We start from the raw sequence: 19,509 nt of genomic DNA, 5'->3' as shown, positions 1-19,509 counted from the left end.
AACACGATCACCATGAAATCATCACAACAGAACTGGCGGCCGATGGAATCGTCGACAGCAGGCGCTCGCTGTCGAAACTGTGACACCCACGTTACCCAGCAGTTCGCCCGCGTATTCGGTGACAACGGCGACGTCGTCCATGGCTGTCCGGCCTGTACGACGTATCGGGAAATGCAATCCGGTGGCCATCTACCGGGCGAAGCACGAGAGTGACTATCGCTCACCGTCGATTTGAGACGTTTCTTCGTTCAGCGTAGCGAGTTGAGACGTTGTGTGCTCCGACATCGTATCCATGTCGGCGGTTCGGTATCGAGCACAGTCAGGGACTGCATACTTTTCTCGCGACGAAGCAGTCGCTTACGCGACGTAGTCAGCTAGTTTCTACACTAGTATGCGGGGACAAAATACCGCAGGTTAAAGTCAGTGGTTCGCAAAATGGATGACGTGTATGAGGGCCGACGACGAACTGCTCGCCGAGACGCGACCACTGACGTCACACTAAGCAATGTCTGTGCAGAGGACTAGAGCTGAGACGCTCGCGGAAAGCGAGGTGTTTCACATCCTCGGTAACGACAGACGGCGTGCAATCGTCCAGTTGCTCGCACGCCAGTCCGGACACGTCGACGTCTCGGACGTCGCGACGGAGATCGCCGCAACCGAATCCGACACGACGCCCGTTCCGAACAACCTCTACAAGAGCGTCTACGTTTCCCTCCAACAGACACATCTCCCCCAGCTCGAGGAGGACGCTGTCATCGAGTACGACTCCGATGCGAAAACCATCCAGCCCGGCCCGAACTTCGAGACCGTCGTCGGCTACATCGACGGCCACGACCGCGACCGCTCGACCGTGTTGCAGTTCCACCTCGCCGCCTGTTTTCTCGGCCTCGGACTGATTGCACTGTCCGGCCTCGATCTGCCAGTGCTCTCGAGTGTCGATCCAGTTCTCTGGAGTGTACTCATTTTGCTCGCGGTCGCGGTGAGCAGTCTGTACCGGCTGTTTTACTGATCGACGGACGGAATCCAGAAACCAGAAACCAGAAACCAGAAACCAGGAGCCGGGAGCCGGGAGCCAGGAGCTGGGAGCCAAAATCAAACGCAACTCATCGACACACGGGAGAGTCGTCGATGCCAGCGCGTTGTCGGTGCGGGCAACACGAGAGTGACTCGGTGTTCAGTGTTCGGCATCCAGTGTCCAGTAGGGCCATATGAGCGCTGGACGGCGATTCCAGTTGTGAAAACAGTTGCACATGGTGCAACGGTGGGGTGGCAACGGCAACTCCACGCGCCGCACGGAATCAGTAGGGGACGAACGCGCAGGTACGCTGCTCCATGCGGACGCGAAAAGAAGAGTGAAAACGTGTCGTGTGCTGTCGTCCGGTCTGGTACTGATGGCGGCGCTATACGAGTGCGGCGAGTGCAGCGGTCGTGTCGTCATCAACACCGTCCGGTGCGGAACAGTCGCCGTCGGTGGCATTCTCGTCGTCGTTCTCGTATTCACCGTCCTCGTCGTCGGTATCCGGCTCTTCGATCATCTCATCGTCATCGGCCGTATCGTGGTCCGCGATGATGACCATGATCGTCGCCTGTTCGACGGTCACCTCGAGTACACCGGTAGCTGACTCGTCGTCAGTGTCGGTGGTTTCGTTTGCAGCAGTGGTGTCGTCTGCATCGTCAGCGTCGGGTCCGGGACACTCGGTGTCGGCGTCGGTGTCGGTGTCGGTGTCGGTGTCAGTATCAGTGCCAGTGTCAGCGTCCTCGACACCAGTTTCCGTTTCCGTCTCGGTTTCAGTAGCTGCTTCGCCGTCCATCGCACTGTGATCGTCGAGCACGACGAAGACGGTCGCCTGCTCGATCGTCACGTCGAGTGAGTTCGGCTTGTCGGCATCGTCAACGTCGTCGGTAGCATCGTCATCGTACTCATCGGCATCATCTACACGGTCGTCAGCATCGTCGGACGCATCCTCCTCGTGATCGTCGGAGTCGTCTGTCTCAGCAGCCTCGTCATCCGCGACACCGCAACAGACGCCATCATCGCCAGTCTCGTTCACATCGGTCTCGTCGTCGGCCACAGCCTCGTCGTCTTCCATACCGTCGTCAGCGCCGACATCGTCAGCCTCACCATCAACACCGTGAGCCACCACGACAATCGTGGCGGACTCGAGTGTCACCTCACGATCGCCGTCCATGGCGTCCTGGTCGGCGAGCTTGTCGTCTTCGACGACGACGAGAATTGCGGCGCTGTCTATGGTGTGCTCTGTGGCGGTGTCGTTAGTGATGTCGGAGAGGCCGGAGATCGTTGGCTCCTCGATGGTGACCTCGAGTTGCTGGTCGCTCGTGGTCCCGTTGTGGTATTTCTGCTGGTCTTGGTCGTATTCTTGCTCATGCTCATGCTCATGCTCATGTTCTTGTTCGTGCACGCCGTCGTAATCGTGGAGGTCATGCATGACGAGGAGCGCGCTGTCGATGGTGACAGTTAGTTCGCCCGCAGTGGGCGTTTCGGCTGGTTCCTCATCGTCTGCGGGTTTCTCTTCAGTGTCGTCGACTGGTTTGTCGTCTGTTTTCTCCTCGTCGTCCTTGTCCTCTTTCTCGTCCGGCTCTTTGTCCTTCGTCTCGTCCGTTTCGTCTACTTCATCAGGCTCGTCTTTCTCATCCGTCTCGTCTACTTTCTCATCGTCGTCAACCCGTTCGTCATCTTCTGGTTTCTCCTCCGTTGGCTCGTCATCTTCCGGCTTCTCCTCCTCTTCCTCCTTCGGTTCATCGTCCGCTGGTGTCTCGTCGTCAACCGGCTTCTCATCATCAACCGGATCCTCATCATCGACTGGCGGTTCCTCATCAACCGGCTCTTCCGCTTTCTCGTCAGGAACCTCTTCTTCAACCGTCACAACCGCCTCGTCGGTCACTGGCTCATCATCCGCCGTCAGGTATGGCCCATCTTCGTCACCCTCCGTTTCGACGAAATCGTACTCCTGGTTATCGTTCGTATCCTGGTGTGGCATCGCGATCAGCGTCTCGTTCTCCTCGAGTGGCTCCTCGAGTTCGATCTCGAGCTGCTCGTGGCTGCCTGCCTCGAGGTAGTCGGACGTGCCGATCACGCTATCGATGGTTTCGCCGATAAGAAGACTGCTATCGTAGATTGTGACGAAACCGCCGTCGGGGAGCGTTGCCTCGTCAACGACGACGGAGTCACCGGTGGTTGCCTGGTCCTCGAAGGTGACCGTTGCAGTGTCTGCCTCGGTGTCGTCGTCAGGGTCGGGTTCGATTCCCTGGTCGTCGGCTGTGGTTGTGGGGTCAGTTTCTGTGTCCGTCGCCGTGTCGTTTGTAGTATCTGTTTCTACTGTATCCGCTTCAGTGTCTGTCTCTGTCTCTGCCTCGTCCTGGTCGCTGACGTTCGCGCCTGGTGTCGCCCCAGCGACCATCGCCGCGCCCGATGTCACGAGTAACGTCGTGACAAGTAGTACGAATAGCTGATTGCGTGTGATCATAATCTGCCGTGAAGGCAGTGGCCAATCGCCTGTTCGGTTCTTAAACCAGCACAACTATTTCGAGAGTAATTCGCCACTACGCACTACGTGTGCGAGGCAAATCCAGTCGTGACTGTGGGTCGCCGAAAGCAATTATTGACGCCCGCGGGAAAAGAAGACTGACAGACCAGCTATTCGTTCGGCTGGTCCGGTGACTTGGATGCCGTCGGTTCGTGGCCCGGCAAACAAACGAGATTTTCACGCCCCAGGCGAAGCTTCGTAATCTGGCCGTCCTCTTCGAGTTCGGCGAGCAGTCGACTGACTTTGGCCTTCGACCAGTCGACGGAGTCGACGATCCGTGATTGTTTCATTCGCCCACCGTTCTCGCTGATGAGTCGCTGGACTTTCTCCTGGTCCGTCATGAACTCCTCGCGGTGGGATTCGTAGTCGTTTCCGAGCGAATTGCGCTCCTCGAGCCGATCGCGAATGGCGAGCAACGAACCGAGAAGCGCGAGAACGATCATCCCAAGGAGAGCAGCAATGTGGGCGAGTCCGCTCGCCTGTAGCGGTGCGAAGACGACGTCGACGAACTGGGAAACGATTGGTGTGGAGGTGAAATACATGGACAGAGCGAGTGGTGGCATAGCAAGCAGTGTCGGGAGGAGCGCCAAGAGCCCGATTCCGATTCCGAGTCCGAGTCCGAGTCCGAGCAGGGAGACCGTCGCAATGTCAGCCTCGCTCGCTCCGCAGGAACTACAGACGCGACAGAGAGCGCTCCCACAGGGGACGGCTGTGTTGACGAACGCTGTAACCGATGCTCCCAGCCCGGAGCGAATGCCGGGACCGGGTTGTGCGAACAACGACCCGATGTCGAGCGCCGTGCCCGACGTGGGAACTGGCAGAGGTGCGTGCATAGTCGTGCGCAGGATTGAGATCATGATGGCGACGAACGGCTGTTCACTGAGTCACTCGTTTCTGTACCGTCGTGACCGTCCCTCAAAGTATTTTTTATGGGTCATGTATTGTTATTAGATTATCTGTATGTCTCGTGTCAGTGTCTCTCCGAGATGCCGACGTAACGATGACGGGTTGGCGCTCGTCGGCCATCGTGGTTTCAGGTGATCGTGGTTTCAGGTGACTGTGGAGTCGCGACCCAGCACCCGCCGGCGAGGCCAAGCGAGCGATTTTGGCTGCTGACCAGTCCACACCAGCCATCTGAGCCCTTGAGGTGCCGTTCTGAGACCGACACTGCGATCGCTCGACGCTGGACTGGATACATGCGCACGGACGTCCGGCGTGCCTGGTTCGAACATGGATCGCGTTTCGCCGGTAATCCTCAGTTACGACGAACAGACGAGGTGCGTCTGAATGCTTCGGACTCACGGTCCACCAGTCGCTGGCTCGCTTCCGCCTGCGCTTACGTTCCCGGGACACCGGCAGCCTCGAATCCGGTAACGCCCAGGAACGCGAGGACGTACAGGACGATCAGGACCGAAATCCACGCGACGATCGTGATCGCGACCGCGTCCACCCAGCCGCCGGGGTAGCGGGCGTTGATCACGGCCAGATAGGCGACGAACACCAGGAGCGGGCCGAGCAGTGGGATCCAGCCGAGGAAGAATCCCACGAGTGCCCAGACAACTGCGCCGATCAGGGCTGTGATGAATGCGTACGTGTAGTCCTCTGTGTCGACTACGAGCCTGGCACCCAGGAAGATGCCGAGGGCACCGATGAGCAGGCTAACCGCGAACACGATGAGGCTCTCGATCATAACTATGGGTGAGGCCGTGCATACCGATAGTTATCTCTCACCTACACGAACCAGAGTCGTCCGTTAATCTGCGATCTGTGAACGACACAGCCAAGCGCTCTCGCCCGTCAACGCAGGTAATTACGACGTACTTCCGTAACGAAGGGCGACCGTTATCTGAGAGAATTGGTCGATTTCCAACCGGACCGAAACAGGGTGTCACAGTCAGAAAACGGTGTTACCTGCGCCATCTGAGATGAGGTATCTAGTCCTGTGACTGTCGCTCTGGTCTGGCGGTCAGTGGCTGTTGCTGTTGCTGTTGCTGTTGCTGTCCCTGTCCCTGTCCCTGTCCTTGTTCCTGCGGAGGCGAAGTCGAACGCCCCTGTTCACTCCCAGTCTCAGCGACAAGCGATCGAATCCCGGACTCGAGACCGACGCGGGTCTCGAAGCCGAGTTCGCGACTCGCTTTCGAAACATCTGCACGACTGTGTCTGATATCGCCCGGACGAGGCTCACGGTGGACGATTGGCGAGGACGAACCAACGGCGTCGCGAACGAGTTCGGCGAGGTCCCGGATCGAGGTCCGGTCTCCGGTACCGACGTTGTAGGCCTCGCCGACGGCGTCAGTCGTCGCAGCGCGGATGTTTGCACGGACGACATCTGAAACGTGGACGAAGTCTCGCGTCTGCTCGCCGTCACCTTCGATCGTGATCGGATCGTCGGAACGGGCCTGCTCGAGGAACGTCGAGATGACGCCGCTGTAGGGGCCCTGCTGGCGTGGTCCGTACGCGTTAAAATAGCGTAGCGCAACGGTTGGGAGGTCATATAGTTCGTGGTAGCGGCGAGCGTACTGGTCGAGTGCGAGCTTCTGAATGCCGTAGGGCGAGGTCGGCTCCGTCCTTGCCGTCTCGGAGACGGGTAATTCGTCGGGGTGACCGTAGACGGCCGCACTCGAGGCGAGGACGACGCGGGCGTCCTCCTGGCGGGCCTGGTCGAGGACGAGTAGGCTGGCGTCGAGGTTGGTCTCGTTGCTCCGGCGTGGCGCGTCGACGCTCTTGGCGACGCTAACGAGCGCGGCCTGGTGGAAAATGAGGTCGACGCCGCGAGCGGCGCGCTGGAGGGCCATCGGATCGGTAATGTCTCCGTCGATGATCGTGGGCGAGCCGTCGTACCTGGCGTCTCCAGCGTCTCCGGCGTCTCCAGCGTCTCCGCCGCCTCCAGCGTCGTCGAACCCACCATCCGCACTTGTCGGCGCATCGTTGGTCCACTGCGGACTGGTCACCGACGAGAGATTGTCCCGCGAACCGGTCGAGAAGTTATCCAGTACGCGGACATCGTTGTACGGTGCCAGCGCCTCGACGAGGTGGCTCCCGATGAAGCCGCCACCGCCGGTGACGAGTACTGTCCTGTCGCGAATCGCCGGCGAGGTCATGGCTCACTCGAGCATCTGGCATCGGTTTAGTATAGCACGCGTACCCGAACTGTACACAGAACCTACCGATCAGCCAGCGAACTGGCGTTCCCCGTTTCGCAACGCCTCCAACCGCTCGCTGTCGGTGATCGTAACGCCCAACAGAAGCTATATGCGCCCACCTCGGCAACGCTACGCCAACGCCAATGAGTGCCAGTGAGAGTGAGAGTGAGAGCGAGAGCGAGAGCGAGAGCCAGAGCCAGAGCCAGAGCCAGAGCGAAAGCGACACCGTCGACCTCGTCGTGCGAAACTGCACCGTCGTCACCCCTGCCGGCCGCACCCCCGACGCCGGCGTCGCCGTCGAGGACGGAACCATCGTCGCCGTCGGCCGCAGCAACCGCCTCCCCGACGCTGATCGCGTCGTCGACGCCGCGGGACAGGTCCTCGTCCCCGGTATCGTCGACTGCCACATCCACAATCGCGAGCCCGGACTCGAGTACAAAGAAGACTGGGAGTCCGCGACCCGCGCGGCCGCGGCGGGCGGCGTCACGACCGTGGTCGGGATGCCGAACACGGATCCGGTGATCGACCGGCCCGAGCATCTCGAACTGAAGTTCGAGCGCGGCGAGGCGTCGGCTCACGTCGACTTCCAGAGCTACGTGGTCGTCACGAGCGAGAATCTGGATCAGATCCCCGCGCTTGACGAGGCCGGCGCGCTGGGGTACAAGATTTTCCTCGGGTCGACGGTCGGCGACGTGCCGCCGCCGAACGACGGCGAAATCCTCGAGGCCATGGCAAAAATCCGGGAGACGGGCAAACGCCTCGGGTTCCACGAGGAGAACGGCGAGATCATCGACCATTACACGCAAAAATTCAAAGAAGAAGGCAAGAACAAGCCGATTCATCACTCACACTCGCGACCAGTGATTGCCGAGCAGGAGGCCGTCGAACGAATGATCACGTTCGCCGAGGAGACCGGTACGAAGATCCACATGTTCCACGTCTCCTCGGGTTCGGCCGCCGAGGCCGTCGCTCGCGGGAAGGAACGCGGCGTCGACGTTACGGCCGAGACGATGCCCCACTACCTCTGGTTCACCGAGGAAGTCATGCGCGAGGTCGGCAACCCCGCACGCATTCAGCCGCCGATCCGCGATGCCGACGAGCGCGACCTACTCTGGGAGGTCGGCATCGACGACGGCGCGATCGACTGCATCGCGACCGACCACGCGCCCCATACCCCCGAGGAAAAGAAAGTCGACGACCCGTTCGGTAACACCTGGGACGCCATTTCGGGCTTCGTCGGTCTCGAAACCGAAGTGCCGACGATGCTCACCTTCGTCGATCAGGGGCGACTTACACTCGAGGAGTGGGTCCGTCGCCACTCGACCCGGCCGGCGCAGGTCTGGGGAATGTACCCCCAAAAGGGGTCGCTCCAGGTCGGAACGGACGCGGACTTCACGATCGTCGATCCCGAACACGAGTGGACACTCGAGAGCGGCGACGAACTGCACTCGAAGAACTGTGTCACGCCGTTCGTAGGCGAGACGTTCACCGGGAAGGCCACCACGACGGTTGTCCGTGGTGAAGTCGTCTACGAGGACGGGTCGGTCGTCGGTGAGTCGGGGTACGGCACACGGGTTGCCGTCGACGCGGATACGACTGCAGATGCGGTTGCGGACGCGGACGACTAACTGGCGGTTCACTCTCACTCTCTTTCTCTCTTCATCCGCCTGCACCGAGACTCGAGTAACAACAGCGGCGGTTTTGGTAGTGTGGCAACAGTCCACTAGATCCCACCAACCGGGAGAAACACAAACGTATTTTACTGTCTGACCGTTCAGTCAGGATGCAGCCCATGACCAAGACACAGTCAGAAGCGACGGACGAAACGGACGCAACAGACACTGACGCCGAACAACACGCCGAAACGGGCCGTCCAGCGGGAGACACCGCGGACGCAGCGGCAGCCACAGAGAAAGGCCCCGAATCCACCGCAACCGACCGCCTCACCGAAGTCTACCTCTCGATCACCGACGGCGAGGCCGAATCCGTCGTCGAAACCCAGCGCTCCGATCCAGCCGACCGGGAACTCGAGTTCGACCGTGCCGAGGAGGCACTCGGCCCGGCAGCGCTGCACGGGCTAGACGATGCGATTGGTGACCCGGACAGCTCGATTTCGTAGGTCAGTTGTCGGCGTTCGTCGGCGTTCGTCGGCGTTCGTCGGCGTTCGTCGGCGTTCGTCGGCCCCATCGGTGCGAGGTTCTGAACGCAACCCGAAACCGACATTACCGAACCGACCGCATCACCCGACAGTGACGCGCGTTTGTCTCATCGGGGCCGACGACTGCACCCTCCAGTACGAGCTACTCTCCCGCGAGACCGCTCGCGAGGCGCTCTCGACGTACGACCTTCGCCGGCCGTTCGAGAACACGATCGCCTTGCGAACCGTCAGCGTCGGGGCGGCCATCTCGCTGTTGAACGATCTCGACTGGTATCTCACCCGCTTCGTCGACGAGGCGCTGGTACAGGAACCGAGCGTGAGCGACGAAGAGTGGCTCTCGCGCGAACTCGCGACACAACTGCGAAACAGCGCAGTCGGACCCGATGAGACGGATGAGTTCTGCAAGATTTACGGCGTGGAACGTGCCGATCCCGCGTCTGCTCCCGGCGCTCCTGCCGCATCAGCCGCCGGAGCGAACACCGAAAGCGAAGGCGAACACGGTTCCGAGGAAGAAAGCGGAGGCGAGAGCGACGAGAGAGGGGATGCTGCGACACGAACGGGAGGAGGGCAGGCACGGACCGAGACACAGCAGACTGAAACTACAACTGAACCGACGACACCGACTCCACGCCGTCGACTCGTCGAACCGCTGTACGTCCGTCGGACAGGCGGGGACCTCCCCGAGTACGACCTCAGGGATGTCGACTCGACGCTCGTCGTTCGAATAACTGAAGCAGAGCACTCGCCGTAAGAAGCGTCAGGGGGACTAGCTCGTCGATGCTGTTTTTTACGCGTCCGTCTCAGCCGAATCGGACGCAGAATCGGTCGCACTGTCGCTCGCCGCAGCCATTCCGTGTTCTTTCCCGTGGCGGTCGGTGAGCGACACCGACACGTCCGTCACCGGATCGTCGTCGAACGTCGCCCGAACCACTGCACCGACAGTCACTTCCTGGTCAGCACAGGCCGTTTCCGGCGTCGACTCGTCTACCACCGCGGCCTCAACGACAACCGTGTCGTCCTCGAGTTCGGCGCGCTCGACGGCCAGTTCGTAACACAGGTTCGGGCCGCCGCCCTCGAGTGCGACGAGTACCGACTCGTCGAAGTCGGTTTCGTCCACGAACTCGGTGGTATCGTCGTCTACGTCGTCGCGTTCTGCGAGCCAGTCCTCGGCATCGTCGGCCGATCGTAGGTGTTCCATGGACGGCTCCTCACTAACCGCGGAGCGCTGGTACTGGTGGTCGTCGATGGAGACGCCGTCGGTCCCAGTTCCGTCGTCACCGTCGTCTTCGTCTCCGTTTCCGGTTTCGCCGTCTTCGTCCTCGTCACCGTTCTCCGCGCCGTTTTCGTCGCCGTTTCCATTGTCGCCGCCGTTCTCCGACTCATCGTCGTCACCGGATCCTGATCCCGGATCTGGATCGTCATCGTCATCATCATTGTCGGCGATACAACCAGCCGTCAGCGCGAGCAGTCCCGCCGTACTTCCGAGGAGCGTTCGTCTGGAGGGGTGTGTCATCGTACTCGGACATACACGGGGACGGATAAAGACGATTGCTCTAGGTGAAAGAGGTCTTTTGGCTACCTTAGTAGTCGAACAGCCCGGTCGACATGTACCGCTCGCCGCTGTCCCAGAAGACGGTGACGACGAGCGGGCAATCCTCCACCTGCTGGCCGCCATCCGGTTCCGGTGTGGCGAGTTCCTGGCGCTCGAAGGCGTCCGGAATCTCCGGGCACTCCCGTTCCGGTTCGGCGATTTCGCTCGCGATTCTGTTCGCAACCAGGCTTGTCGCACCGCTCGACTGGCCGACCAGAATCCCCTCCTCGCGCGCAAGCCGGCGACACTCGTCCTCGGCGTTCTCGAGTGCAACCGTCTCGACGCGGTCGATCAGGTCCCGATCCAGGTTGTCGCTGACGAAGCCCGGTCCCATTCCCTGGAACTCGTCGGTGCCGGATTCCCCTGTCGAGAGGACAGCGTTTCGCTCGGGTTCGACGGCGATGATGTCCATCTCGGGGAACTCCTCGCGGAGGCGACGGCCGGTGCCAGAGAGGGTGCCGCCGGTGCCGACACCGGCGACGAAGGCGTCGATTTCTCGGTCACCGACCTGTTCGATGATCTCCGAGCCGGTCGTCTTGTAGTGGGCTTCGGGGTTGGCCGGGTTCTCGAACTGGCCGAGCTGGACCGCGCCCTCGGACTCGAGTTCGTCCGCGCGCTCGCGGGCGTCTTCCATCTCGCCGTCGACGAGTTCGAGGTCTGCGCCGTAGGCGGCCATGACGCGGCGGCGTTCCTCGGATTTCGAGGCGGGCATGACGATGGTGAGGTCGTAGCCGCGGGCGGCGGCGACGAGCGCGAGGCCGATGCCGGTGTTGCCGCTGGTCGGTTCGACGAGCCAGTCACCGGGTTCGATTGCGCCGTCGCGTTCGGCGGTGCGGATCATCTCGAGGGCCGGCCGGTCCTTGGCCGACCCGCCAGGATTGAAGGATTCGACCTTCGCGGCGACGGTCGCCCCTTCCGGTGAGTCGACCTGGACGAGCGGTGAGCCGATGGTGTCCAGGATGCTTCCGTTCATTGGGTCCGGCTAGGGAGTCGAGACGTAAACCCGTGCTGGACACAGGCAGGACGTGCCGGTGGTGATGACAGCGGTGAGAAAGAAACCTGAGATCAAAACAGCCAGAACAGGCTAGTTCGACGGCAGTGCCGGCGTCACCGTGTCGGACTCGTCGATTCGTTCCTGGGCGTACGCTTCGGCAGCGTCGAGCACCGTGCTGTCGTCGGCCTCGGCGCGCTCGATCATCTCGCTCAGGCGGTCGCCGATCTTCTCCGACTCCTCGTAGGCCTCCTCGTACGTTCCGCCGAGGTACTCCTTGCCGACGGTGACGAGGCCGCCCGCATTGATCACGTAGTCCGGTGCGTAGAGGATGTCTCGCTCGGCGAGCGCGTCCGCGTGTCGTCGCTCCTTGAGGACGTTGTTCGCCGACCCGGCGACGATGTCACACTGCAGCTGGTCGATCGTCTCGTCGTTGACGACGCCGCCGATTGCACACGGCGCGAAGACGTCACACGGTTCCTCGTAAACCGCATCTGGCGCGACGACGTCGACATCGTACGCCGCGCTGAACTCGTCGACTGCCTCCTGGTTCACGTCCGAAATCGTCACGGACGCGCCGTGCTCGAGTAGCTCCTCCGCGAGCAGTCGGCCGACCTTCCCGAGCCCCTGGACGACGACGTCCAGATCGCTGACGGTGCTGGTGCCGTGGGTGTGTTCCGCGCAGGCGCGAATACCCGAGAAGACGCCGTGTGCCGTGACTTCAGACGGGTTCCCCAGCCCGTCCGTCCCACCGACGACGTGGTCCGTCTCGCGCGCGACGATGTCCATCTCCTCGGCACCGGAGTTGATATCGACCGAGGTGATGTACCGACCCGCGAGACAGTCGACCGCGCGGCCGTAGGCCTCGAGTGCCGCTTCGGTTTTGACTTCCTCGGGGTCGCCGATGATGACTGCTTTGCCGCCACCAAGCGGGAGGTCGGTTGCGGCCGCCTTGTACGTCATCGCCTCCGAGAGGCGAAGAACGTCCGTTAGCGCGGCCTCTTCGGATTCGTAGTCACGGATGCGTGTCCCACCGAGACTCGGCCCGAGGCTCGTGTCGTGAATCGCAACGATAGCCGTCAGTCCCGTCTCCGGGTCGGAGAAGTACGAGATCTGTTCGTGCCCTGTCTCGGAGATTGAGTCGAATACCATGCTGATAACTCTTGGGTTTGGTGTAAAAATGCTACCGACTCGCGGCCAGTAGCACTCGAAAGATAGTCCAAATGACCGACACCTGCAACGAGTGTCAAGAACACGCCCATTAAGCCCCTCGACTCAGAAGTATCGCGTATGAGTCTCGAAACCATGCAGCCGAATCCAGCGTGGGACGCCGCCTCCTACGAGGACGCGGTCGATACACTCGAAGTACACAACGACGAAGTCGTCTACAAAGTCTGGGGCGGCGACTGGTGTAAGGACTGCCGAAAGCTCCTCCCCGACTTCGGCGCTGCACTCGACGCCGCTTCCGTCCCCGACGACCGCATCGAGGAAATCGCCGTCGACCAGGACAAGCAAGGCTCCGGCGTCGACGAGTACGGTATCGAGTACATTCCCACGATTGTGGTCGAAACGGACGATGGCGAGGAAGTCACCCGCTTCGTCGAGGAAGAGGCCGTCCCGCCAGCAATCTGGCTCGCCGACCAACTCGAGAGCGAGCTGTAACGTGTAACTGCGCCGAACGATTCTTTACCTCTAGCGTCCAAGACGACTTGTATGGAGAGCCGTCTCGAACGGTTCGTCGCGGAGGACCTCTGGCTCCTGATCGCGATCGTAACCTTCGGCATCATCAGCATCCTGAGCCTGATCGGACTCGAGTTCGTCGTCGCTGTACTCGCGGTGATCGGCTGGTTCGTCCTGACACCTGTCTTTCTGTTCTGGGGAGAGGATATCGCGGCGCTCATGGCTGAGCGAAAGCAGTCGACTGGGTCGACGGGGACGACGTGGCCTGAATCGTCCGCAGCCGACACTGGCAATGACAGCGACACCAACAGCGACGCCGACGCGTTCGCACAACTCAAACACCGGTACGCGAGCGGCGAACTCAGCGAAGACGAGTTCGAACACCGACTCGACCGCCTGCTGGAAGCCGACGAGGCGTTCGATCGCGAGGCCGCAAACCGGTCGCGGGCAGCGCGTGATGGGCGAACACAGTCACCGAATGGACAGCAGGATCCCGAACGCGAGCACGAACTCGAGTAACGTCGACAGCAAGCACCACTACTAGAACGGACTCTCAGTCTGCTCCTCTCCCGCGAGCCACTCGAGTGCCTCACTCACGTCGTGGGTCGGCGGCGAACACGTCCGGTCGCGACAGACGTACAGCGTCGGCTCGCCGTCGCTCGCTTCCCGCCCGGCCCAGATCGGCGGCGCATCTGCGAGGTCGAGTTCGTCGAGCCACGACTCGAGTTCGTCGTCCGTCGCCGGTCGCCGCGCGAACAGCCGATCGGGCAGATATCTGCCGGCGAACGCCTCGCGCCACTCGTCGGGCAGGTCGTCCGCGGCCACCGTGATCTCGAGTGCACCGGACTCGAGTCGGTCCGCGGCGAGACAGAGCGTCGCGTGCTCGAGCGAGTTCGTCTCGATCCGGTTGGCGTGGGTTTCGAGCACGGTTGTGGCGATTTCCTCGAACTCGTCGCCTTGATCCACGAACCCCTCGAGCGCGAGCAGCGTCTCGACCGCGACGCCCGCCGCCGAGGGCGTCGACTGGTCGCCCAGTTCTTGCGGGCGAGTGACGAGCGATTCGCCGCTCTCTGGCGTGAAGTAGAGCGTTCCCCGGTCTGCGTCCCAGAACTCGTCTTCGATAACGCGCGCGAGATCGAGGGCGAACGCGAGGTGGTCGACCTCGCCGGTGGCCTCATAACAGCCCAGCGCGCCACGCGCGAGGAAGGCGTAATCTTCGAGGTAGCCGTCGATGGCCACATCCTCGTCTTTGTACCGGCGGGAGAGTCGCTGTTCGTCTTCGTCCCAGAGCCGATCACGAACGAACTCGAGTGCGTCGACGGCCATGGTGGCGTACTCGTCCCCATCCTCGCCCCCGCCGAGGACCAGAGCGGCTTCGGCGCAGGTTGCGATCATCAGGCCGTTCCAGCCGGCGAGCACCTTCTCGTCGCGGTTGGGTCGGGGGCGTTGCTCGCGAGCCGCGAACAGTTTTTCGCGGGCGGACTCGAGTCGCTCCCGAACGTCGGTCGCGTCGAGATCGTACTCGGCCGCGAGATCAGACACCGAGGCGACGCGATTCGGCTGGTTTGAGCCCTCGAAGTTGCCCGACTCCGTGATGTCGTACCGGTCGCAGAACAGGTCGGCATCGGTCTCGTTCTCGAGAACGTCGTGAACCTCGTCGGGGGTCCAGACGTAGAACGAACCTTCCTCACGCTCGCCGGTGTCGGGGTCCTCGCTCTGGGCATCGAGCGTGCTGAAGAAGCCGCCCTCCTCGTGGGTCAGTTCGCGCTCGACGAACGTCAGGGTCTCGGCGACAACTTCGGCGTAGCGCTCGTCCCCGGTCTGCTGGTAGCCGACGAGGAACGCACGCGGAATCGCGGCGTTGTCGTACAGCATCTTCTCGAAGTGAGGAACCGTCCAGTCGCGGTCGACGCAGTAGCGGTGGAAGCCGCCGCCAACGTGGTCGTAGAGGCCGCCAGCAGCCATCGCATCGAGTGTTTCGACGAACACGTCCTGGAAGTCGTCGCGTCCGGTCCGAGCTGCGGCGCGGGCGAGCACCCGGAGCCGCGAGGGCTGGGGGAACTTCGGTCCATCGGAACCGAAGCCGCCGAACTGGCGGTCCGCACTCCGGAGTGAAGCGTTCGCGGCCGCCTCGAGTACGTCGCTCGATGGTGGCTGCGATGCGCTGACTGAATCCGGAGTCTCCTCGAGTCGGTCCTTCGCGGCGTCGGTCCACTGCTCGGCGCGGTTCTCGACCTCGTCGCGGTCTCCCTCCCACGAGTTCGTCACGTTCTCGAGAATGTCGAGGAAGCCGGGCTGGCCGCGTTTGGCGTTTTTGGGGAAGTACGTCCCGACGTAGAACGGCTTCCCCTCGGGGGTGAGCCACGCCGAGAGGGGCCAACCGCCGCGGCCGGTGACGAGCTGGCAGACGGTCATATAAATCGAATCGACGTCCGGGCGCTCTTCGCGGTCGACCTTGATCGGAACGAAGTTCTCGTTCAGGACCTCGGCGACCTGTTCGTCCGCGAAGCTCTCGTCTTCCATGACGTGACACCAGTGACACGCCGAGTAGCCGATCGAGAGGAAGATCGGCACGTCGTGCTCGCGGGCCGTCTCGAGGGCCTGCTCGTCCCAGGGCTGCCAGTTGACGGGATTGTCCGCGTGCTGGCGCAGGTAGGGACTCTCCTCCTCGTCGAGCCGATTGCGATCAGTCGGCGTGGATGTCGTCATACCCACGCCTACGGCTGGTGGTTGTAAAAGACCGACGTACGTGCGCCGGCATCGCAGTACGCACACCCGCAGAACGCGCCGCCGCGCTACGCGATACCGAGCAGTGAGACACCGAACGCGGATGCGGCCGTCAGAATCACGGTCCAGATGGCGATGCCGACCGTCATCCACCCCGCGACGAGCCGATCCCTGCTCCCCGCGAGCAGCGCGACGAGCGCAGCGATGTGCACACCTGTGAGGATCGGGCCGCCAAAGGAGATTCCGGGCAGACCGTACTTATCCCAGAGGGTTCGTGCTCGCGCGTAGCGGTCGCTCGGCTCCGACTCGTCGTTCTTACGCCCGCGCCAGTTCGACCACCAGGTCGAGAGCCGCCCGTGAAACAGGATTAGCGCATAGACCGAGAGTATGTTGCCCGCGAAAGCGACGACCCCCGTCAGAATCGGATCGAATCCGAGTCCGATCGCAATCGGAATCACGACGAGGATCTCGACGACCGGGATCGCAGCGAAGACGAACACCAGCAGGTACTGGACGAACCCGGTGGCGTCCTCGAGTGTCGTTCCAACGTCGACCAGGAGCGGCGTGAGTGACATGCGATTGTGTGGCCAGTCGGTATGGGATTGTTCGGGTAGTCGGTATGGGGTTGTACTGGAGTCGGTATGGGGTTGTGTGGGCAGTCGGTACGCGATCGGATGGCCAAGTGACAGTCGGTGGGAGAGCGGGCGAATCGGACTGAGCAGAGCGTTGCCGACTGCAACGGCTGGCGTCAGTTACACGTACGGCGCGTCGGCATCAAATACGTGACGTTAACGGCTACGAGACAGCCAGAAAATATGCGCTCGAAGGTCGCCCGCCCGGGCTCAGACCCCTCGAAGAGCGCGCTCGATCAGTTCAGTTCCTCGGTGAGCAGCCGTCGCAGTACGAGGTGGAGCACGCCGCCGTTCTCGACGTACTCGACAGCCATCGGCGTGTCGACCTGTGCGGTCACCGAGAACTCGACGGTCTCGCCGTCGTCAGTCTCGGCGGTGACGTCCAGTTCGGCGTTCGGTTCGAGGCCGTCCTCCAGACCGGAAATCTCGAAGTACTCGTCGCCCTCGAGACCGAGTTCTTCCCAGCCCTCGCCGTCTTCGAACTGCAGCGGCAGAACGCCCATGCCGATGAGGTTGTCGCGGTAGATGCGCTCGTAGCTCTTGCCGATGGTCGCGCGGATGCCGAGCAGGTCGGTCCCTTTCGCGGCCCAGTCACGGCTCGAGCCGGTACCGAGTTCGTCGCCGGCCATGACGATGAGCGGGGTGTCCTCTTCGCGGTAGCGCTCGGAGGCGTCGAAGACGGTCGTCTCCTCGTCGGTTGGGTGGTGGACGGTGTAGCCGCCTTCCTTGCCGTCGAGCAGTTCGTTTGTGATGCGGACGTTCGCGAACGTGCCGCGCATCATGACCTCGTGATTCCCGCGGCGGGAGCCGTAGGTGTTGAACTCGTGGACCGGGACGTCGCGCTCGGTGAGCCACTGACCGGCCGGCAGATCCTCGCCGAACAGGCCGGCGGGGCTGATGTGGTCGGTCGTGACCGTGTCACCGAGAGTGAGCAGCGCGCGGGCGTCCTCGACGTTGTCCACGCCGGGCTTCTCGAGTGGGAAGTCCTGGAAGAACGGTGGCTCGCGGATGTAGGTGGACTCGTCGTCCCAGTCGTAGACCTCTCCCGTCGGTGCGTCGAGCGCCTCCCAGCGCTCGTCGCCCTCGTAGACGCTCGCGTACTTCTCCGCGAACATCTCGGGGGAGATGCTGTCGTGGATCGTCTGACGGATCTCCTCGGTGTCCGGCCAGATGTCCTCGAGGTAGACCTCCTCGCCGTCGTCGTTCGTGCCGATCGGCTCGTTTTCGAGGTCGATATCCATCCGGCCAGCGAGGCCGTAGGCGACGACCAACGGTGGGCTGGCGAGATAGTTGGCCTGGATCTTCGGGTGGATGCGGGCCTCGAAGTTGCGGTTGCCCGAGAGGACGCTCGTCGTCCAGAGGTCGTGTTCGTCGATCGCGTTCTCGATCGGCTCTGGGAGTGGTCCGGAGTTACCGATACAGGTCGTACAGCCGTAGCCGACGACGTGGTAGCCCAGCTCCTCGAGATCGTCGAGCAGTTCCGCACGTTCGAGGTACTCGGTGACGACGCGGCTACCTGGTGCGAGGCTGGTCTTGACGTAGTCGGGCACCTCGAGTCCCTCTTCGGCCGCGTTACGGGCCAGCAGCCCGGCACCGACCATCACGGACGGGTTCGAGGTGTTCGTACAGGACGTGATCGCGCTGACGAGGACGTCGCCGTGGCCGATCTCGACCTCGGTGCCATCCTCGAGTTCGACGGGAACCTTCTCGTCGAGCGGGAGACCCGGGCCGGAGCCGGTCGAGTCAGCAGCGGCCGCGCCGCTGCCGTCGCTGATTGCGGGCTCGCCGCCCGCACCGATGACACCCTGCTCCTCGAGGAGGGTCGGGAAGTGCTCGTCTAAGTCGCCCATCGGGATGCGCTGGTGGGGCTTCTTGTGGCCTGCGAGGCTCGGTTCGACCTCGTTGAGGTCGAACTCGACGGTTTCGGTGTACTCCGGCTCCTGCTCGCCGAAGAGACCCTGGGCCTCCAGGTACTCGCGGACGAGTTCGATGTGGTCCTCGTCGCGCCCCGTGAGTTCGAGGTACTCGAGTGTCTTCTCGTCGACGGGGAACATGCTGATGGTCGAGCCCTGTTCGGGGGCCATGTTCGAGATGGTCGCGCGGTCCGCGACCGAAAGCTGGGAGACGCCGGGGCCGTAGAACTCGACGAACTTGTCGACGACGCCGACCTGGCGGAGCTTTTCGGTGATGTGGAGTACGAGGTCGGTCGCGGTCGCGCCCTCGGGAAGGTCACCGGAGAGGCGAACGCCGACGACTTCCGGCAGGGACATGTTGATCGGCTGGCCGAGCAGCGCCGCTTCGGCCTCGATACCGCCGACACCCCAGCCGACGACACCGATGCCGCCGATCATCGGGGTGTGGCTGTCGGTGCCGACGAGCGTGTCGGGAACGAGCCACTGGTCGCCATCCACTTCGCGCTCGTGGACGACGCGGCCGAGGTGTTCTAAGTTGACCTGGTGGACAATCCCCGTCCCCGGTGGCACGACGTTGAACTCGTCGAACGCCTGCTGGGCCCACTTGATCGCACGATATCGCTCTTCGTTGCGCTCGTACTCGATTTCGACGTTCTTCTCGTAGGCGTCGTCGCTGCCGAAGTGGTCGACCTGCACGCTGTGGTCGATCACGAGGTCACAGGGAACTTCGGGCTCGACGACCGCCGGGTCGACGCCCTTGCGGTCCGCTGCCGAGCGAAGCGCCGCGAGGTCAACCACTGCGGGAACGCCGGTCAGGTCCTGCAGAACGACCCGCGAAACCGTAAAGGGGACTTCAGCGTCCGGCACGTCGGGCTCCCACGAGGCCGCGGCGCGGACCGAGTCCGCGTCGATCTGGTCGCCGTCAGCGTTTCGGAGGACGGACTCGAGTAGAATACGAATACTTACCGGCAGTTTGTCGAGGTCGCAAAGGCCCTGTTCCTCGAGAACGGTGAGGTCAGCCATCTTGTACGTCTCGCCGTCGTGTTCGAATTCCCGGATCGCGTCCGAGAACGTATCGGTTGCCATAGCTAGACTTCGGACCGGGGTGTTTTGAATCTCTCGAGAATCG

At 62.4% G+C, this 19,509-nt stretch carries 17 protein-coding genes; 7 read left to right on the top strand and 10 right to left on the bottom strand.

The annotated features are described in order from the left end of the window. Positions 1-42 precede the first annotated feature (42 nt). Positions 43-213 carry a DUF7563 family protein gene (locus NMAG_RS21055; RefSeq protein WP_012996762.1) on the top strand — a complete coding sequence of 57 codons (171 nt, stop codon included), beginning with the start codon at positions 43-45 and terminating at the stop codon, positions 211-213. Between the two features lie 292 nt (positions 214-505). Further along, the gene (locus NMAG_RS14510) at positions 506-1,009 is read left to right on the top strand and encodes a DUF7344 domain-containing protein (protein WP_004214746.1); all 504 of its coding nucleotides are present in this window, start codon (positions 506-508) and stop codon (positions 1,007-1,009) included. Positions 1,010-1,400: 391 nt separating this feature from the next. On the opposite strand, the gene NMAG_RS14505 is transcribed toward NMAG_RS14510, so the two are convergent. The 4 genes from NMAG_RS14505 to NMAG_RS14490 form a co-directional block, all read right to left on the bottom strand. Then, the gene (locus NMAG_RS14505; RefSeq protein ID WP_237076790.1) at positions 1,401-3,437 is read right to left on the bottom strand and encodes a DUF7282 domain-containing protein; all 2,037 of its coding nucleotides are present in this window, start codon (positions 3,435-3,437) and stop codon (positions 1,401-1,403) included. 218 nt (positions 3,438-3,655) lie between these two features. After that, complete coding sequence (locus tag NMAG_RS22495) at positions 3,656-4,087, bottom strand: helix-turn-helix transcriptional regulator (RefSeq protein ID WP_237076848.1); 432 nt, start codon at positions 4,085-4,087, stop codon at positions 3,656-3,658. A 794-nt stretch (positions 4,088-4,881) separates the two neighbouring features. After that, positions 4,882-5,235, bottom strand: coding sequence for a hypothetical protein (locus NMAG_RS14495; protein WP_004214756.1), 354 nt, complete (start codon positions 5,233-5,235; stop codon positions 4,882-4,884). A gap of 244 nt (positions 5,236-5,479) precedes the next feature. Continuing rightward, positions 5,480-6,646, bottom strand: a complete 1,167-nt coding sequence (locus NMAG_RS14490; protein ID WP_004214758.1) for an NAD-dependent epimerase/dehydratase family protein — start codon at positions 6,644-6,646, stop codon at positions 5,480-5,482. 185 nt (positions 6,647-6,831) lie between these two features. Here NMAG_RS14490 and allB point away from each other — a divergent pair, with 185 nt between their 5' ends. The 3 genes from allB to NMAG_RS14475 all read left to right on the top strand — a co-directional run bounded on the left by allB (position 6,832) and on the right by NMAG_RS14475 (position 9,597). Next, positions 6,832-8,316 carry an allantoinase AllB gene (allB, locus tag NMAG_RS14485; protein WP_004214760.1) on the top strand — a complete coding sequence of 495 codons (1,485 nt, stop codon included), beginning with the start codon at positions 6,832-6,834 and terminating at the stop codon, positions 8,314-8,316. Between the two features lie 164 nt (positions 8,317-8,480). After that, positions 8,481-8,807, top strand: coding sequence for a hypothetical protein (locus NMAG_RS14480; RefSeq protein WP_004214761.1), 327 nt, complete (start codon positions 8,481-8,483; stop codon positions 8,805-8,807). A gap of 130 nt (positions 8,808-8,937) precedes the next feature. Next, positions 8,938-9,597: a DUF5804 family protein gene (locus tag NMAG_RS14475; protein ID WP_004214763.1), complete on the top strand. Its 660-nt coding sequence runs from the start codon at positions 8,938-8,940 to the stop codon at positions 9,595-9,597. A 36-nt stretch (positions 9,598-9,633) separates the two neighbouring features. Here NMAG_RS14475 and NMAG_RS14470 read toward each other — a convergent pair whose 3' ends face one another. The 3 genes from NMAG_RS14470 to NMAG_RS14460 form a co-directional block, all read right to left on the bottom strand. After that, positions 9,634-10,359, bottom strand: a complete 726-nt coding sequence (locus NMAG_RS14470) for a hypothetical protein (protein WP_004214764.1) — start codon at positions 10,357-10,359, stop codon at positions 9,634-9,636. Positions 10,360-10,426: 67 nt separating this feature from the next. After that, positions 10,427-11,410, bottom strand: coding sequence for a PLP-dependent cysteine synthase family protein (locus NMAG_RS14465; protein ID WP_004214765.1), 984 nt, complete (start codon positions 11,408-11,410; stop codon positions 10,427-10,429). A 111-nt stretch (positions 11,411-11,521) separates the two neighbouring features. Continuing rightward, complete coding sequence (locus NMAG_RS14460) at positions 11,522-12,580, bottom strand: Leu/Phe/Val dehydrogenase (RefSeq protein WP_004214766.1); 1,059 nt, start codon at positions 12,578-12,580, stop codon at positions 11,522-11,524. Between the two features lie 138 nt (positions 12,581-12,718). Between NMAG_RS14460 and NMAG_RS14455 the strand changes: the two genes are divergently transcribed. Both NMAG_RS14455 and NMAG_RS14450 read left to right on the top strand, forming a co-directional pair. Continuing rightward, on the top strand, positions 12,719-13,090 hold the full coding sequence (locus tag NMAG_RS14455) for a TlpA family protein disulfide reductase (protein WP_004214767.1): 372 nt from the start codon (positions 12,719-12,721) through the stop codon (positions 13,088-13,090). A 51-nt stretch (positions 13,091-13,141) separates the two neighbouring features. Continuing rightward, positions 13,142-13,627 carry an SHOCT domain-containing protein gene (locus NMAG_RS14450; RefSeq protein ID WP_004214768.1) on the top strand — a complete coding sequence of 162 codons (486 nt, stop codon included), beginning with the start codon at positions 13,142-13,144 and terminating at the stop codon, positions 13,625-13,627. 21 nt (positions 13,628-13,648) lie between these two features. Here the strand turns inward: NMAG_RS14450 and NMAG_RS14445 are convergent, their stop codons facing one another. The 3 genes from NMAG_RS14445 to acnA all read right to left on the bottom strand — a co-directional run bounded on the left by NMAG_RS14445 (position 13,649) and on the right by acnA (position 19,466). Then, positions 13,649-15,817 (bottom strand): thioredoxin domain-containing protein, encoded by a 2,169-nt coding sequence (locus NMAG_RS14445; protein WP_004214769.1) that lies wholly within the window; start codon positions 15,815-15,817, stop codon positions 13,649-13,651. Between the two features lie 86 nt (positions 15,818-15,903). After that, a complete protein-coding gene (locus NMAG_RS14440; RefSeq protein ID WP_004214770.1) occupies positions 15,904-16,410 on the bottom strand; it encodes a small multi-drug export protein in 507 nt (168 codons plus the stop codon). A gap of 293 nt (positions 16,411-16,703) precedes the next feature. Continuing rightward, complete coding sequence (gene acnA / locus NMAG_RS14435; RefSeq protein ID WP_004214771.1) at positions 16,704-19,466, bottom strand: aconitate hydratase AcnA; 2,763 nt, start codon at positions 19,464-19,466, stop codon at positions 16,704-16,706. Between the last annotated feature and the right edge of the window lie 43 nt (positions 19,467-19,509).

This window comes from Natrialba magadii ATCC 43099, assembly GCF_000025625.1.
In the GTDB taxonomy this organism is placed as follows: Archaea; Halobacteriota; Halobacteria; order Halobacteriales; family Natrialbaceae; genus Natrialba; species Natrialba magadii.
Note: the sequence above shows the minus strand (reverse complement) of the source record. Positions and strands in the feature narration are given on the sequence as shown.

Excerpts from the sequence above, each read along its gene's own strand:
- NMAG_RS21055 (WP_012996762.1), top strand. The coding sequence starts at position 43 with ATGGAATCGTCGACAGCAGGCGCTCGCTGTCGAAACTGTGACACCCAC.
- NMAG_RS14510 (WP_004214746.1), top strand. The coding sequence starts at position 506 with ATGTCTGTGCAGAGGACTAGAGCTGAGACGCTCGCGGAAAGCGAGGTG.
- NMAG_RS22495 (WP_237076848.1), bottom strand. The coding sequence starts at position 4,087 with ATGTATTTCACCTCCACACCAATCGTTTCCCAGTTCGTCGACGTCGTC.
- NMAG_RS14495 (WP_004214756.1), bottom strand. The coding sequence starts at position 5,235 with ATGATCGAGAGCCTCATCGTGTTCGCGGTTAGCCTGCTCATCGGTGCC.
- NMAG_RS14490 (WP_004214758.1), bottom strand. The coding sequence starts at position 6,646 with ATGACCTCGCCGGCGATTCGCGACAGGACAGTACTCGTCACCGGCGGT.
- allB (WP_004214760.1), top strand. The coding sequence starts at position 6,832 with ATGAGTGCCAGTGAGAGTGAGAGTGAGAGCGAGAGCGAGAGCGAGAGC.
- NMAG_RS14480 (WP_004214761.1), top strand. The coding sequence starts at position 8,481 with ATGACCAAGACACAGTCAGAAGCGACGGACGAAACGGACGCAACAGAC.
- NMAG_RS14470 (WP_004214764.1), bottom strand. The coding sequence starts at position 10,359 with ATGACACACCCCTCCAGACGAACGCTCCTCGGAAGTACGGCGGGACTG.
- NMAG_RS14465 (WP_004214765.1), bottom strand. The coding sequence starts at position 11,410 with ATGAACGGAAGCATCCTGGACACCATCGGCTCACCGCTCGTCCAGGTC.
- NMAG_RS14460 (WP_004214766.1), bottom strand. The coding sequence starts at position 12,580 with ATGGTATTCGACTCAATCTCCGAGACAGGGCACGAACAGATCTCGTAC.
- NMAG_RS14455 (WP_004214767.1), top strand. The coding sequence starts at position 12,719 with ATGAGTCTCGAAACCATGCAGCCGAATCCAGCGTGGGACGCCGCCTCC.
- NMAG_RS14450 (WP_004214768.1), top strand. The coding sequence starts at position 13,142 with ATGGAGAGCCGTCTCGAACGGTTCGTCGCGGAGGACCTCTGGCTCCTG.
- NMAG_RS14445 (WP_004214769.1), bottom strand. The coding sequence starts at position 15,817 with ATGACGACATCCACGCCGACTGATCGCAATCGGCTCGACGAGGAGGAG.
- NMAG_RS14440 (WP_004214770.1), bottom strand. The coding sequence starts at position 16,410 with ATGTCACTCACGCCGCTCCTGGTCGACGTTGGAACGACACTCGAGGAC.
- acnA (WP_004214771.1), bottom strand. The coding sequence starts at position 19,466 with ATGGCAACCGATACGTTCTCGGACGCGATCCGGGAATTCGAACACGAC.